This is a genomic window from Lewinellaceae bacterium (assembly GCA_020636135.1).
In the GTDB taxonomy this organism is placed as follows: Bacteria; Bacteroidota; Bacteroidia; order Chitinophagales; family Saprospiraceae; genus JAGQXC01.
Genome location: JACJYK010000001.1, coordinates 3,819,425 through 3,834,410, shown reverse-complemented (window position 1 = coordinate 3,834,410; position 14,986 = coordinate 3,819,425). Strand labels below are relative to the sequence as shown.

The 14,986-nt window shown below is 46.1% G+C and carries 11 protein-coding genes; 3 read left to right on the top strand and 8 right to left on the bottom strand.

Going from position 1 to position 14,986, the window contains the following annotated elements; genetic code table 11:
• Window positions 1-295: 295 nt before the first annotated feature.
• The 5 genes from H6570_14845 to H6570_14825 form a co-directional block, all read right to left on the bottom strand.
• Window positions 296-1,549: a 1-acyl-sn-glycerol-3-phosphate acyltransferase gene (locus tag H6570_14845; GenBank protein MCB9320557.1), complete on the bottom strand. Its 1,254-nt coding sequence runs from the start codon at window positions 1,547-1,549 to the stop codon at window positions 296-298.
• A gap of 164 nt (window positions 1,550-1,713) precedes the next feature.
• Window positions 1,714-2,286, bottom strand: coding sequence for a DUF1211 domain-containing protein (locus H6570_14840; protein MCB9320556.1), 573 nt, complete (start codon window positions 2,284-2,286; stop codon window positions 1,714-1,716).
• 4 nt (window positions 2,287-2,290) lie between these two features.
• Window positions 2,291-3,010: a pirin family protein gene (locus H6570_14835; protein MCB9320555.1), complete on the bottom strand. Its 720-nt coding sequence runs from the start codon at window positions 3,008-3,010 to the stop codon at window positions 2,291-2,293.
• 47 nt (window positions 3,011-3,057) lie between these two features.
• The gene (locus H6570_14830) at window positions 3,058-4,173 is read right to left on the bottom strand and encodes an acyltransferase family protein (protein MCB9320554.1); all 1,116 of its coding nucleotides are present in this window, start codon (window positions 4,171-4,173) and stop codon (window positions 3,058-3,060) included.
• Between the two features lie 23 nt (window positions 4,174-4,196).
• On the bottom strand, window positions 4,197-4,766 hold the full coding sequence (locus H6570_14825; protein MCB9320553.1) for an ankyrin repeat domain-containing protein: 570 nt from the start codon (window positions 4,764-4,766) through the stop codon (window positions 4,197-4,199).
• 237 nt (window positions 4,767-5,003) lie between these two features.
• Between H6570_14825 and H6570_14820 the strand changes: the two genes are divergently transcribed.
• The 3 genes from H6570_14820 to lspA all read left to right on the top strand — a co-directional run bounded on the left by H6570_14820 (window position 5,004) and on the right by lspA (window position 11,666).
• A complete protein-coding gene (locus H6570_14820) occupies window positions 5,004-7,067 on the top strand; it encodes a helix-turn-helix domain-containing protein (GenBank protein MCB9320552.1) in 2,064 nt (687 codons plus the stop codon).
• Between the two features lie 302 nt (window positions 7,068-7,369).
• Window positions 7,370-10,900, top strand: a complete 3,531-nt coding sequence (gene dnaE / locus H6570_14815; GenBank protein ID MCB9320551.1) for a DNA polymerase III subunit alpha — start codon at window positions 7,370-7,372, stop codon at window positions 10,898-10,900.
• Between the two features lie 268 nt (window positions 10,901-11,168).
• Window positions 11,169-11,666: a signal peptidase II gene (gene lspA / locus H6570_14810; GenBank protein MCB9320550.1), complete on the top strand. Its 498-nt coding sequence runs from the start codon at window positions 11,169-11,171 to the stop codon at window positions 11,664-11,666.
• 154 nt (window positions 11,667-11,820) lie between these two features.
• Here lspA and H6570_14805 read toward each other — a convergent pair whose 3' ends face one another.
• The 3 genes from H6570_14805 to H6570_14795 all read right to left on the bottom strand — a co-directional run bounded on the left by H6570_14805 (window position 11,821) and on the right by H6570_14795 (window position 14,974).
• Window positions 11,821-12,627 (bottom strand): nucleotidyl transferase AbiEii/AbiGii toxin family protein, encoded by an 807-nt coding sequence (locus tag H6570_14805; protein MCB9320549.1) that lies wholly within the window; start codon window positions 12,625-12,627, stop codon window positions 11,821-11,823.
• Entirely contained in the window at window positions 12,624-13,445 is an 822-nt protein-coding gene (locus H6570_14800) for a transcriptional regulator (protein MCB9320548.1), read from the bottom strand. Before H6570_14800 ends, H6570_14805 begins: the two co-directional genes overlap by 4 nt.
• 374 nt (window positions 13,446-13,819) lie before the next feature.
• Window positions 13,820-14,974 (bottom strand): beta-propeller fold lactonase family protein, encoded by a 1,155-nt coding sequence (locus H6570_14795; GenBank protein ID MCB9320547.1) that lies wholly within the window; start codon window positions 14,972-14,974, stop codon window positions 13,820-13,822.
• Window positions 14,975-14,986: the final 12 nt, after the last annotated feature.

Here is a 14,986-nt window from a genome sequence, read left to right as displayed (position 1 = left end):
AGAAAAGGAGAGCACGAAGAGCACCAAGGAATCTTCAATGTGAAACAACTATCCAGATATCCATCCGTACAAATATACAGTCATACAATCCAGGCTTCTGGTTCAAGGAGGTCAATACTAAGCAAGGGAGAGCACTAAGGCATCTTCAACGTGAACAACCTAACGCATAAACACCTAACAAATACACACCTAACAAATAAACACCTAACAAATAAACACCTAACAAATAAACATTCCGTCGTTAGCTTCTTTTGCCAATGCCCCTCTTTTGCCTTTGTCCCCTGTACTACTTCTTTTATCGCTCTGTTATCTCCAGATACGGTGACAGCTTTTGCCATTGTCCCATCTCCTTCCACAAGACATTGACGGCGACTTCCCATTTAAGCCCGGAGACACCCGGTCTTCCACCGATGCAACGGTAATTGATGCCCGTATAACCGATTTCCAGTTTTTCGTGGACCTGGGGATTAATGGTTAAAATTTCTTCTATTCTTAAGATGATGGGCTGATCACGACCGGTCAAATGCATTTCGATACGGTCCAGGTACAACCGGATGTCTCCCTGGCCGAGCCTTTGAAAGCTTTTTCCGGTTGCATCGGAATAGATGTAAGACTGTTTGTCCTCAAAAAGTGGATTTTCATTTTGACTTGTCAGATGCCGGCGGACATAAGCCGCCATCTGACCGATCTGCCAGTCATACCAGTCCCGGATGTTGTCAAAATGGATTTGACCTTGCCCTTTGGGTTGAAAAAAACCGAGCTCATTTATGTGAAGATCATAGTTACAGCCAGAACAGTGAAAGTCATTGCCTTCACTGATGAATGGGTCGATGGCGTGGCACGAAGGACACACAAACAAGGTGTGGCTGATGTGCTCAGCCCGGTGGTTGTCATGGATTTTGTTGCGATGCTTGCGCTGATAATCCACTTCATCATGTTGCAACGCATCCACGATGGCCTGATGGATGGCTTCCGGTTCCAGTTGGTCAATCCGGGTGCCGTCTAACAGGAGCCGGTATTCGATTTCGACCGGAGTCCGTCGGACTTTTTTAGACCACCGTGGATTAAACAGGTTCATGCCACGGCTGACGGAAACGATCACCGGCACATTCAGAAACTTGACCAGTTTGCCAATGGATGGATCAATGGGTAGGGTGGTGCCAGCCCAGGTACGTACGGCTTCGGGGAACAAGCCCACGTTTTCACCCTGACGGATGACACCGGCAATAGCCCGTACAGCCCGGGTGTCCCGCACATTTTTTTGGATGGGTATGGTACCCAATCTGGGCAGGAAAAATCCGGTTACCCTGGTTTTGAAGGCCGCATCCGAGGAAACAAAATGTGTAAACCGGGGCAACAGATGACCGATGATAAAAGGGTCCCAATGACCGACATGATTGCTTAACAACAAATATGGAGACTTTAAATTCCTGACCTCCAAAGGCATAACTTTCCGGATCCGGTAGAAGCGTACAAAGACGGTAAATACCAGATAAACCAGAAGTCTTACTGCCCTGCTGGTAGGATACAATGGTTTCCGGGCTCCCATGCTGCAATGATAGGGATATTCCTGAGGCGGTCAAGCAGTTATGGACAAAAAGGAGACACCAGGTGGCTCAAATATGGATCGAAGTAATATTTCTTCGACTGCTGGCTGATGAACAATAATGACCGGTGGTCTATTTATCGGGAAATACAACATCAATGCTTTAATTATTTTAATTGCTTTTCGATCCTTGAATCCGGAATCAACCATATTATGGCAACTGCAGCGTAACAAATGATGCTGACCTTTGGATATATAAAGGAGACACCCAAACCGACCAAATATGTTACAACTGAAATAATTTCCTTCGATTTATTCTTCAGGGCTTGTCCTATGGTAGATTCGGCACCTTCGTGTTTTATTGCAGATTTTTCGAGGATAAGAAAGGCTATCGCGCAAAATAAAAGGTTTATTCCATACAATGCCACCGGGTTTTTGTCAAAATGATTTTCACCCATCCAGGCCGTTGTGAAGGGTATGATGGATAATGCAAAAAGTAAGGTAAGATTTGCCCATAACACCCGCCCATTTACTTTCTGTATCGCCTGAAATAAATGATGATGATTATTCCAGTAAATGCCCAGGTAGATGAAGCTTAATACGTAGGATAAAAATTTTGGTATGAGCGGCTTAAGGGTCGCGAAATCCGAACCTTCAGGTACTTTAAGTTCCAATACCATAATGGTGATCACAATGGCGAGCACGCCATCGCTGAATGCCTCAAGTCGTCCTGTTTTCATAGGCTTATCCCGGTAATTTCATTGGTACTTCCATAATCAGCACTTCAGCTTTGGTAAGTGTAGACAAATCAAAGGATTTTAAATCCGTTAATCCCAAACCATCTCTTCGTTCGAGTACTTGATCGCCCACGATTATTTTACCTTCCAATACAAATATATAGACTCCGTTGCCTTCTTTTTTGAGGGTATAGGTCTTTGATAATTCCCTATCCATTGTGGCGATAAAAAACCACGCATCCTGATGGATCCAGGCGCCATCATCTTCTTTGTCCGGAGATACGATTTGTTGAAAATCATTTGGTTTTTCCAGACCTGCCAGGGAAATCTGGTCGTATCTCGGTTCCAGATTCTGTTCCCTCGGGAATATCCAGATCTGTAAAAACTGGACCTCTTCCGTATGGCTGGCATTTTTTTCGGAATGCAATATTCCTGTACCGGCACTCATAACCTGCACTTCACCCTTGCGGATTATTCCTGTATTGCCCATGCTATCACCATGCGCCAGTACTCCGCTCAGAGGAATGCTGATGATCTCCATATTGTTATGCGGGTGCCTGCCGAAACCCATACCCCCCTTGACGGTATCATCATTGAGCACTCTCAGGACACCGAAATGCATCCGGTTGGGATCGTAATAATCGGCAAAACTGAAAGTGTGATAGGTATCCAGCCAGCCGTGATTCGCATGGCCTCTGCTGGATGCCTGATGAAATATCGTTTTCATCCTCAGAAATTGGTATTCATTGGCACAAAATTATATCAGGAAAATGATTAATGAATTGATCCAGGATAAGAAGTTCCAGCTTCTATACGAATACCCGCTTCTCCGTAATTTTTGTTTTTCCATTTCAATCCAAATAAAGGCCTCAATAAGCCTAGCCTCCGGATGATGAATTCATAAACGATAAAGCAACCGGCGAAGGTGATCAGAATGATCGAAAGGAATTTTACCATGACCGGTAATTCCAAAGGCAGGATGAACATGGCTGCGGCATACAATACAAACATGTGGATAATGTAGACCGGATAGGCAGCCTGACTCAGATAACTCAAAGCAGCGCTGGGCCTGTTCAGGTATTTGTACCCGAAGCCAAAAACGGCAAAGATCCAACCATTGGATTCAATGGACATAAGGTATCCGGGTGATTTCAGGTCAAATACCAATAAACGCACGATGTATAAGGCGGCGGCTAAACCAAGGTAAAGCCATCTCCATTTCAACATGGTTTGCCAGAAAAACTTGCCACTGTACACAAAAAGGAAACCGAAGAAGAATGCCAGAATTCCCAGGAAAAACCCATGCCACGTCTGAGCATACAACTCAAAGGTCTGAGGCTTAACCAGCAGGATTTCAAGAATGAAGAAAACCGAAATGGACAATGGACCGATAGGATTGCCCATATAACGGGCTATTCCATGCTTAAAGCGGCTTCCCTCGATTTTCTTCAGGTAGTAGAAGAGAGGCAAAAGGATTAGAACATAGGCGGCAATATTTCCCAGGAACCATAAATGCGCCGGATGTGCGTAATAACTCGAAGGAAGATGATAGTATGACTGAAAAATCAGGAAATGCAAAGGTACAATGGCAACCATTCCAAAAAGGAAAGGGATTAAAATCCGGCGGCTTCGTTCCACGACCAGTTCTTTCCAGTTCCGCTTCCTCATGGCAAAATAAACGCCCATACCGGAGACGAAGAAGAGAAGCGGGATACGCCAGACATTAAGCATGGACATGGGTTTCCACAACCCGTTCAGTGGTTCGTTACTCCGAATAAATCCGATGAACATTGCCCACGGCTGGAATACGATGGCGATGTGATAGATGAGCAGCAATCCGATCGCAATAACACGCAGCCAGTCGATATCATGTCTTCTTTCAGTTAGCATAATTTGTTGTTTTTAAAAATGAATTACTGTAACATCATGGCGATGACAGGGCGGGCTTTTTCAAGTTGCTGCATGTCCAACTGCAGACCCATGGGCGCCAACTGTTGTTGCATCATTTCATAGACCGGTTTGATTTCGGAAAATGCCGCGATGACGGTTTCCCTGGGCGTGGCTCCGAAATTATTTCTGAGCGTCTGGTCAGCATGTGCATCGATCAGCATCTGCACGATTTCTGTCCGGCAAAAAAAGGCGGCAGCATGCAGCGGTGTGGAACCATCATTATTGGTGATGGAGAGATCGGCGCCGGCATCGATCAGCAGTTTAGCGATTTCTGTCTTGCCGAATGTCGCAGCCGTGATTAGCGGTGTGGAACCACTGAAGGGCTCTTTCGCATTGATGTTGGTGCCAGCCTCGATGTGCTGTCTGATAACTTCCAGGTTGTTATACAACACCGCCGTATTCATATCCATATCAGGAGCGGTGATGCTGTTTTGGGGATTGCTGACATTGCTTTGACTGCAGGCGGGCAACAAGAAGGCTACTGTAATAAGGATCAAAAGTGCTTTCAGGGCGTTGTTTTGAAGTGTTTTCATAATCTTTGTTTTTAGTAATTTGATTTTTAAACTTTGTTCCTCACAAAGGTCTGGCAGGACGCAAGGCAGTGCCAATAATCAATGCAGCGTAAAGCATAAGATTTGATTCTGGCATAAAACTTATGGCGCAGACCTGTAAACTATGACGCAAAACACAGTGGAGTGGCGGGTACCGGAACGATTTTATTGTACCAGGTGACAGCATAAAACTCAGACTTCAATCAGGCGATTAATACGATGTCGGACGATACAACGAACAAGGAGGATTTTCTAAGTCAGGTTACTGCCGTCGTGGTTGAAAATGCTTCTGATGACAAGTTTGGCGTATCGGAATTGGCAGAAGCCCTGAATATGAGCCGGTCAACCTTGCTTAGGAAGGTCCGGTGTGCTACCGATCAGTCGGCAAGTCAGTTCATCCGTCAGATCCGGCTGGAGATTGCTATGGAGATGCTGAAAGAAACATCCGGCACGGTTTCGGAAATTTCCTTCAAAGTCGGATTCGGCAGTGTATCCTATTTCATCAAATGTTTCCGGGAGAAGTATGGTTATCCTCCCGGAGAAGTTGGTAAACGGGAGCCTGAAAAGGAAGTGCATTCCGGCCGGGAAACATCTGCAAAATTCCCCGTTCGGATGGTCCTGTTGGCAACCCTGGCATTGCTAATCGTGGCAGCCTTTTTTCGCTACGGCAGGTATTGGTCAACACCGGATAAATCCAACATTGTTGTGGAGAAGTCCATCGCCGTCTTGCCCTTCAAGAATGAGAGTAGTGATTCCACCAACCTGTATTTTGTCAATGGTCTGATGGAATCGACGCTTAACAATCTTCAGAAAATAAAGGACTTACGCGTGATCAGCCGTTCTTCGGTGGAAAAATTCCGGAACACTGAGATGTCCATTCCGGAGATTGCTGAAGAATTACATGTCAATTATTTTATAGAAGGTAGCGGGCAGAAAGTTGGCGATCAGGTTTTGCTCAATATCCAGTTGATTGAAGTTTCCGGCGACCGGCAGCTCTGGTCCGGGCAGTATAATCGTAAAATAGGAGATATTTTTGCGTTGCAAAATGAAGTAGCAACCAAAATTGCCGGCGCTATTGAAGCGATCGTGACGCCTGCCGAGCTTGAACAAATTGGTAAAAAACCTACAGAGAACCTGGAGGCATATGATTATTACCTGCAAGCCCTGGATCCATTTTACTCCAGGACCAATGAAGGGCTGCTGAAATCCATCGCGTTATTTGATAAAGCAATTGATGCCGATCCGGAGTTTGCCCTGGCCTATGCACATGTTGCCATGGCCTATTACCTGCTCGAGATGTTCCAGGCTGACAAGAAGTATACCGACCAGATCAACGTGTATGCGGACAAGGCTTTACTGTACGATCCCAAATCGGCTGAGAGTCTGATCGCCAAGGCATTTTATTACAACCAGATTAAAGAGTACCGGCTTGCTTTGCCGCATCTGGAAAAAGCTCTTGAGTACAATCCGAACTCATCCCTGGCGGTCCAGATGCTTGCAGATTTCTATTTTCGATTGGTGCCTGATTCAGACAAATACCTGGAGTATGCGCTCAAAGGTGTACAATTGAATGTAGCCTCCAATGATTCTATCACCCAGAGCTATCTCTACCTTCAGTTGAGCAATGCACTCATGACTGCAGGGTTCATCGATGAAGCCTACCATTACATCAACAAGTCCCTGGAGTACAATTCAGATAATTATTATGCTCCACATCTGAAGGCTTTTATCTTATTTGCCAGGGATGGTGATCTTAACAGGACCAGAAGTTTATTACTCAAGGAGTGGCAAAAGGATACCACCCGTCTGGATATTTTGCAGGATATCGCCAAATTGTATTATGTGGAGGGGGATTACGACAGCGCCTATGTTTATTTCAGGAGGTTTGTAGATGCCAGGAAAAGGAATGGTCTGGCCATTTACGAGGAGGAAAATGCCAAAATAGCGTTGGTTTATGCCAAGAAGGGTTTGACCACCGAAGCTGCCGATCTGTTCCACGCATTCTCGGAATATTGCGAGAACGATCAATCGATTTACCACAGTGTTAATATGGCCATCAAATATGCCTATGAGGGCCAGATCGATCCGGCTATTGAACAGCTGCGGATATTTTCTGAATCCGACAATTACCAGTACTGGTTTTTGTTGATCGAAGGCGAACCGATTTTTAAGCCGTTGAAAAGCCATCCTGAGTTTCAGACCATCATGCAAAATATCAAGGACCGTTTCTGGCAAAATCATGACCGGCTTCAAGCGTCGCTGGAGGAAAGAGGATTGTTGTAGGTATCAGGGTATAAGGGTATCATGGTTTCAGGGCAACCGGGTACCATCTGTCACGCCCAGAAATCTAAAATCTTTCATCGGATAATCTGAAATGAAGTCATGACTCCAGGGCATCGTTTTGCTGAAAGTGAATAGCGAACGGCGTCAAGCAAACATTAACCAGCGATCCTCCAACAAACCTCAGGACACATATATTTTTTCCTTATCTTTCCTGCGAAAAGTCGAAGGAACCTTCCCTTTCCGCAATTTTGTTTTGATAGTCATCCGGTGAGCCCCAGGCTCTCCCCAAACCGCGTCCGGTTATGCCAGATTTTGTACACCTGCACAATCATACCCAGTTTTCACTCCTCGATGGTGCCACCGAGATCGGCGCGATGATGGAAAAAGCGCATGCAGATGGGCAGAAGGGGGTGGCGCTGACCGATCATGGCAACATGTTTGGAGCTTTTAAATTTGTTGCTGAAGCCAACAAACGGCACATCAAACCAATTGTCGGATGTGAATTTTATCTGGTACCGGACCGCCATCAGCAGTCTTTTTTAAAGTCAAAAGGGGAAAAGGACGAGCGCTACCATCAGCTTATGCTGGCCAAGAACAAGACCGGTTACGAAAACCTGTCCAAGCTGTGTTCCCTGGGTTTTATCGAAGGAATGTACAGCAAATACCCGCGCATTGACAAAGAGCTGATCGTCAAACACCACGAAGGAATTATTGCGACCAGTTGTTGCATTGGAGCCGAGATACCTCAGGCCATTGTACAGGGCAAGCTGGACAAAGCGGAAGAATTGCTGCGTTGGTGGGTAGACTTGCTGGGCGAAGACTTCTACATCGAGCTGCAACGGCATCGTGGCATGGAAGACATTGATGGTACCGGAGTAAGCCAGGAAGACGTCAATCAGGTCTTACTCGGCTTTGCCAAAAAGTACAACCTCAAGGTCATCGCTACCAACGATGCACACTACCTCGAAGAAGACGACTGGAAGGCACACGACATCCTGCTGTGCGTCAATACCAACGCCAAGATGGATGAGGAAGATCGATTTAAATTTCCTTCCAGCGACTTCTATTTCAAATCCCGCGAGGAGATGTCGCGCCTGTTTAAAGATGTGCCCCAGGCATTGGATCATACCATGGAGATCTTTGACAAGATCGAGGCGCCGCAACTGGAAAGAGATATTCTCCTTCCCAACTTCCCGTTGCCGAAAGGTTTTTCCGACCAGCCTGGCTACCTGCGACACCTGGTCTATGAGGGTGCCAGGATCCGTTACGGAGAGATCAGTGAACTGGTTCGCGAGCGTCTGGACCTGGAGCTGAATATCATTAAAAACATGGGTTTCGACGGTTACTTCCTCATCGTGCAGGACTTTATCCGTGCCGCACGTGAAATGGGAGTGTCCGTAGGCCCCGGAAGGGGATCGGCGGCCGGTTCAGCCGTCGCCTATTGCCTGACCATTACGAACATTGACCCCATCAAATACAATCTGCTCTTTGAGCGCTTCCTTAACCCAGAGCGGATATCCATGCCGGATATTGATATAGACTTTGATGATGAAGGACGACAGCAGGTCATCGATTGGGTGGTGAATAAATACGGCCGGGATCAGGTGGCGCAGATCGTCACCTTTGGTACCATGGCTGCCAGGTCCTCGATCCGGGATGTAGGCAGGGTATTGGCTTTGCCCTTGCCAGAGACGGACTCTATTGCAAAATTGGTTCCCGGGCGACCAAATACCAAACTGAAGACCATTCTGATGAAAACGCTTAAAGAGCAGGAGTCAGACTGGCAGGCGGTGGAATACAACAACATCAAAAAGCTGAATGAACTCAAGACAGAGGAAGGCCTGGTAGGCGATACCATCCGTTTGGCACAGAAGCTGGAAGGATCAGTGCGCAATACCGGTATCCACGCCGCCGGGATCATCATTGCTCCGGATGACATCAAAAAATACATTCCGGTCTGTACGTCGAAGGAATCGGATTTGCTGGTAACCCAGTTTGACGGTAGCATCGTCGAGTCGGCGGGGATGCTCAAGATGGATTTCCTGGGGTTAAAGACGCTTTCTATTATCAAGGATGCGATTGAAAACATCGTCAACCGGTTTGGTGAAGAAGCCCGCATCAACCCGGATGACATTCCGTTGGATGATCCGAAGACGTATGAATTGTTTCAAAAGGGTGAGATGATCGGCATCTTCCAGTTTGAATCGGACGGCATGCAGAAATACCTCAAGGAACTCAAGCCGACCACCATCGAGGATCTGATCGCGATGAATGCGCTTTACCGGCCGGGTCCGATGGATTACATCCCAACGTTCATTTCCCGGAAGCACGGTCGTGAGAAGGTGGAATATCCCCACGAATGGCTTGCTGAGATCCTCAAGCCTACCTATGGCATCATGGTTTACCAGGAGCAGATCATGCAGACCGCGCAGATCATGGCCGATTACAGCCTTGGAAAAGCGGACATGCTGCGACGTGCAATGGGTAAGAAGAAGGCCAAGGAAATGGCGATGCACGAGCAAATTTTTACCGAAGGAGCAGTAGCTAAGGGCGTACCGGAGGAGCAAGCCAGAGAGATCTTCCAGGTCATGGCCAAATTTGCCTCCTATGGATTCAATCGTTCGCATGCCGCTGCGTATTCAGTGCTGGCCTACCAAACGGCATGGCTTAAGACGCATTTTCCGGCGGAATTTATGGCATCGGTCCTGACGCATAACAAAAATGATATCACCAAGATCAATTTCTTCCTGCGGGAATGCAAACGCATGGGGATCCAGGTATTGAGCCCGGATATCAACGAATCCGATATCAATTTTATCGTCAACAAAGCAGGAGATATCCGCTTTGGTCTTTCCGCCCTCAAGGGCATCGGTGAAGGCCCCGTAGAAGCAATTCTGGAAGAGCGCAAGGCCAATGGTCCTTTCCAGGATGTAATCGATCTGGTTAAACGGCTGAATCTGCGGGCTGTCAATAAAAAGGCATTTGAAAGTTTGGTTTTGGGCGGTGCCTTTGATTCGTTTCCCGGAATACACCGGGCACAATATTTTGCACCCAGCGATAAATACGATTCATTCCTGGAGCATATCCTGCGCTTCGGGTCCAATTTCCAACAGGGACAGGAAATGACACAGGCTTCTCTTTTCAGCCATGATGAAGTTTTTAGCATGCCGGACCCCGAGCCTCCCAAGGCTAATGAGTGGAGTTTGCTGGAAAAACTGAACAAAGAAAAGGAGGTGACCGGGATATTTATCAGTGGACACCCTCTGGATGATTACCGGCTGGTCGTCGATAATTTTACGACCTGTACACTGGATAAACTAGAGTATTTTAAAGGTCAGACGGTCAAACTGGCGGCTTTCGTGACCAGTGCCGACCACCGCATTAGTAAGCGCGGCACCGGATGGGGGATCTTTACCATACAGGATTACAATGGATTGTTGGAAATCATGTTGATGGGCAATGATTACCTGGACTATAAAGCCCGGCTGGAACCAGGCCAGGCGGTTTACGTGCAGGGAGATTACCTCCGTGTGCGGGATACCGAAGAGTTTCGTATGAAGATCACCCAGGTGAAACATCTGGATACCCTGGGCAACTCACTGGCGCATTCGATTGTCCTCAAGTTGCCACTCCAGTTGGTAGATGAGGCATTTATTGCACAACTGGATGCCATCTGCCAGCGCCACAAGGGCAAACATCAGCTGAAAATGAAAATTCTGGATTATCAAAATCAACAGTCTATGGATCTCGTATCCAAGGACACCAAAATCAATGTCAGTAATGAACTCATATCAGACCTGGATAGGATGGGGCTCGAGTACACACTGAGTTAGATTTCATAAGGAAGATTGTGATTTCAGATTAGGGAGGTGAACATAATCCTAAGAAAATCATAATATCAAGCCAGGTCATACCACAAATAAAAGGAACAGCGTTACCTAATACGATACCTGTTTTGGATTAGGAATTCAGACTATTTTTGTTGTGCCAGATGTGTATGTGAACATCCCAGGGAGGTCCTGACACCGGCCTCCTTTTTTTATTGGTGCAGGGAAGGAATTCCAGACACAGGCAGGATGTTGTAATGAAAAATTCAGATCTATGTTACGTGAGCGCCGGATTCATATTCTGATCATCCTGTTGATCATCCTGGGCAATATTGGTTGTGACCAGGTCTCGAAGCATCTGGTCCGTGATCATGTGGAATACCAGGAATACATCCCCATATTTCAGAATCACGTGACACTGACCAAGGTAGAGAACTCGGGCGCCTTCCTCAGCATGGGAGATCAATTGGGAGACCCGTACCGGTTTATACTGCTTACGCTCTTTCCCACGCTGGTACTCCTGGGGGGCCTGGGCTGGCTGGTCAGCCGCCGCGATCTGCCATTTCTAGCCGTGTTGGCAACCGGCTTTATCCTCGGTGGTGGTATCGGCAATCTATATGACCGCATTCGTTTTGGTTCGGTGACAGACTTCCTCCACATAGACTTCGGCCTGTTCCAGACCGGCATCTTTAATCTGGCCGATGTGTCGATCATGACCGGATTGGGCATCTTTTTGGTGCAGACGCTGGCACAGGGGCGCGTGCGGGGCTGAGGGTTCAGAAAGGCTAGAAAAGCTCAAATTGCCCCTAAGAGCCTCGAGATCGAAGATTTTGGTAACCCAGGTGCCAAAACAAGATCACTAATGATTGATTTATTGTTGAAATGGTTCATTTACTTTCGCGGATTATTTTCAATTTAGGTGATGGTCATTGCAATTCAATTTTATTAAAGTGTCGCATCACCTCTCTTTCCACTTTACCAAAATCCGGTAAATCCTTAATTTGATCTGCCATAGAAGATTGCCAACGACCTTTGTATTGAGGTAGTCGCTGTTCCAGTTTGTTGCGAAATTCAGTCGGATCAATTCCTTTGCTTTCGCATTTAGTTTTAAATTCTGCAACATAAATATTGACTACCAACCCATGAATTTCCAAAAGGTACCAGATGTCGTAAAAATCGCGAGCCTGCATGCGCTGCATTACAGATCTCATTTTTTCTACCAATACTTCTTCCAACGGATAGCAAAGCAGCTCATGGTCTTTCTGATCTGTGTATCCAACAAAGGCTTTTTGCATGATTGGTTCAAATTCCAGCGTCTCACTTCGGGAGATGTCGACTTTGACCCTTTTATTGGCACCTAAACCACCAAGCGGCCCCACATAACTGATGTAAAAGTTAATACCTCCATCTTCATATTCGTTGTTGTCAATAATACTAAGTGAGATGTTGGCTTCATCGCTCAAGTATTCAAAGACTTCTGTAAACCATCCAATTATTTGATCATTCGAAATCTCATTATCCGACAAGGTGAAATCAAGGTCTTCCGAAAAGCGATAGTCTTTGAAATAGACCTTCTTTAGAACAGTACCGCCTTTAAATACAATGATTTTGGAAAGTTGCTTATGTTGAGAAACACCTTGTAAAATCCACGAAAGGATGTAGTCTTTCTCAATCTGCTGATCTCTTACACCAACTATACGAGCTTTGTTCTGTATTTCGCCTGGTGTAATCATGTGTAGATAGCAGATTTAATGGTTTCAGTTTCCAGATTTTGCTGGATGCTCCAACGGCTTATCATTTTACCAGATTTCGGAAGTTCTGTATCTAGAAGAACGTAAGATGCCGTCTTGATTTTTTGAAGCTGTTTGATAATGCCTGAGTTTATTTCGAGCGTTTCAAGAAGGAACCCTAATCGCTTAATGACAGCTTGTGATCTGAATCTTTGAACATATTCAAACAGTTGGTCGTATTTGATTTTGTCTATTGAGGTATGTATTGCCCGTGCTATTTCAACGATGCCTCCTGCATAGTCTGGTTTAAATAAACAGTCGATAATCGTTTTTTCAAGATCAGAGCACATGACTTTGTTGAAGCTGTTAATCCAGGTTTTCTTAGCTCCAAAGAAGTGATCGGCATTATGGTAAATGAATTGAAAGCTTACGTTTCTAATTTTCAATATTGATGGTTTGAGTTGTTTAGCTACAACAATTTGCTCTTTCAAAGAAGGCTGAGTAATCAGGTTATGTATTTGCATTGCGGAGTAGTATCCGATGTAGTGATCTGTCCCTTTGGTTAAGTGCTCAGCTAGCAAATGCCAATCAGGCATAAAAGAACTGGCTTCTTGCTCATAGGGTATGATGTAGTACAAGCCCTGCTTCAGTCTCATCAGAAGCCCTCTTTTTACCATGTTGCTTAATAACTTTAACACACTATTCTCATCTTTTGAATTGAGAATTTGGAAGACTTCAATATGCTCAAAACACTGTTGACTCTTCGAATTAAAATGGTTCAATACGGCAGCTGATTGACTTAGTATGTTCTTACTTTTCATATCCTGATAATGACCTCAAAAGTCATTTCAATGATACAAATAATAATTTAATGATTGCAATAAACCTATTATCATTTTGTCTGTACAGGAGAATGGGCCCGCCTACCAAAGGCCTGTTCTGTCTGTCAGCTTAGGAAGGGATGAACTCGGGTTTTCGATTTTCCGGAGTAAGCTCAATAATCTGTAATTCATTCATAAGTAGGCTATAAATTAACAGACGTCAGGCAGTAAGTCACAAATTCTGCAAGTCCGAATGGCTGGCTACTGGCTACCAACTACTTTCATCTCATAAATTAAAACAGGCCAGCTCCATTTTTGGAGCTAGCCTGTCTCAAACCAATTGATAAAATTGGAAAGAAGGTGGTGTGTTCTCTTTAGCGTGCTGCCAACCCTACTGCGGATGCGGGCAGATGACCGATATTACCCAGATTCGTCAGGCTGCCGTCATGATTAACCTTAAACATGGTCAGGTTGTCATCACTGGCATTCAGGATATACAGGTATTGGGAATTGCGGCTCATGGCCATGTCCAGCGGGCCGGCGCCGGTGGAACCGGTGATGCCGGATGCGTTAAGCAACTCGATGGCGCCATCGGTATCGATGCGGTAACCGCTTACGTTGTTGGAACCGAAATTAGTGGTGTAGGCGTACTTGCCATTGTCGGTAACGGCTACCCAGCAGGCTGCTGTCTGATGGGTATAGACAGGACCCGTTATCGTTGTTACGACGCCGGAAACACCCAGCTGATAAGAGGACATAGCACTGCCATTGGGAGCGCCACCAAATGCTTCGGAGACGATGATCCGGTTCTGCTGCGTGAAGCCGAATCCAAAAGGTGTCATGCCGGCGGAAGGATAGGAGTCCGGCGCTGAGGCCATTCCTGTCCTATTCACCTGATAGACGGTGAGCATATTCGACGCCTTTTCTGAAACGACTAGATAGGAGCCATAGGGATTGAACGAGATTTGCCCCGGTGCAACTCCAGCGGAGCTTAATGGCTGGACAGAGCCTTCCAGGAAGGTCAGCTCTCCGTGCGGGCTGATGTTAAATCCGGCTATGTTACCATCGCCACCGGCGTTGACGACATACAGGATGTCCTGATAGGCGGTCACGCTGATGGGCATCGTGCCCCGGGAGTCCACATTGCCGACCAGTTGCAGTTTGGATCCGTTGATGATGAAGGAGCTGATGGTATTGGATCCGGCATTAACTACAAACAGGAAATGACCATGGACAATGATGGCTCCCTGTGATCCAAGACCTGCTGAATTACCATTCCCGCCGGTAGGGTAGGTGCGGTAGGGCTGCAGAAATCCGCGTGCATCGCGACTGAATACAATTACTTCATTACCGGCAGCATCATTGGACATGGTATATACCTGTCCGGTACTTGTTGAGGAATAGCCATTGCGGGTTTCCAGTGGAGCATCATCAGTGCTGGTAGGTATGAGTTCGTCTTTCTGACAGGAAGTAAACAGGAATAGTAACATGGTGAATAGAGACCATGGTGAAAACAATAACTTTTTCATTTTCATTGGTTT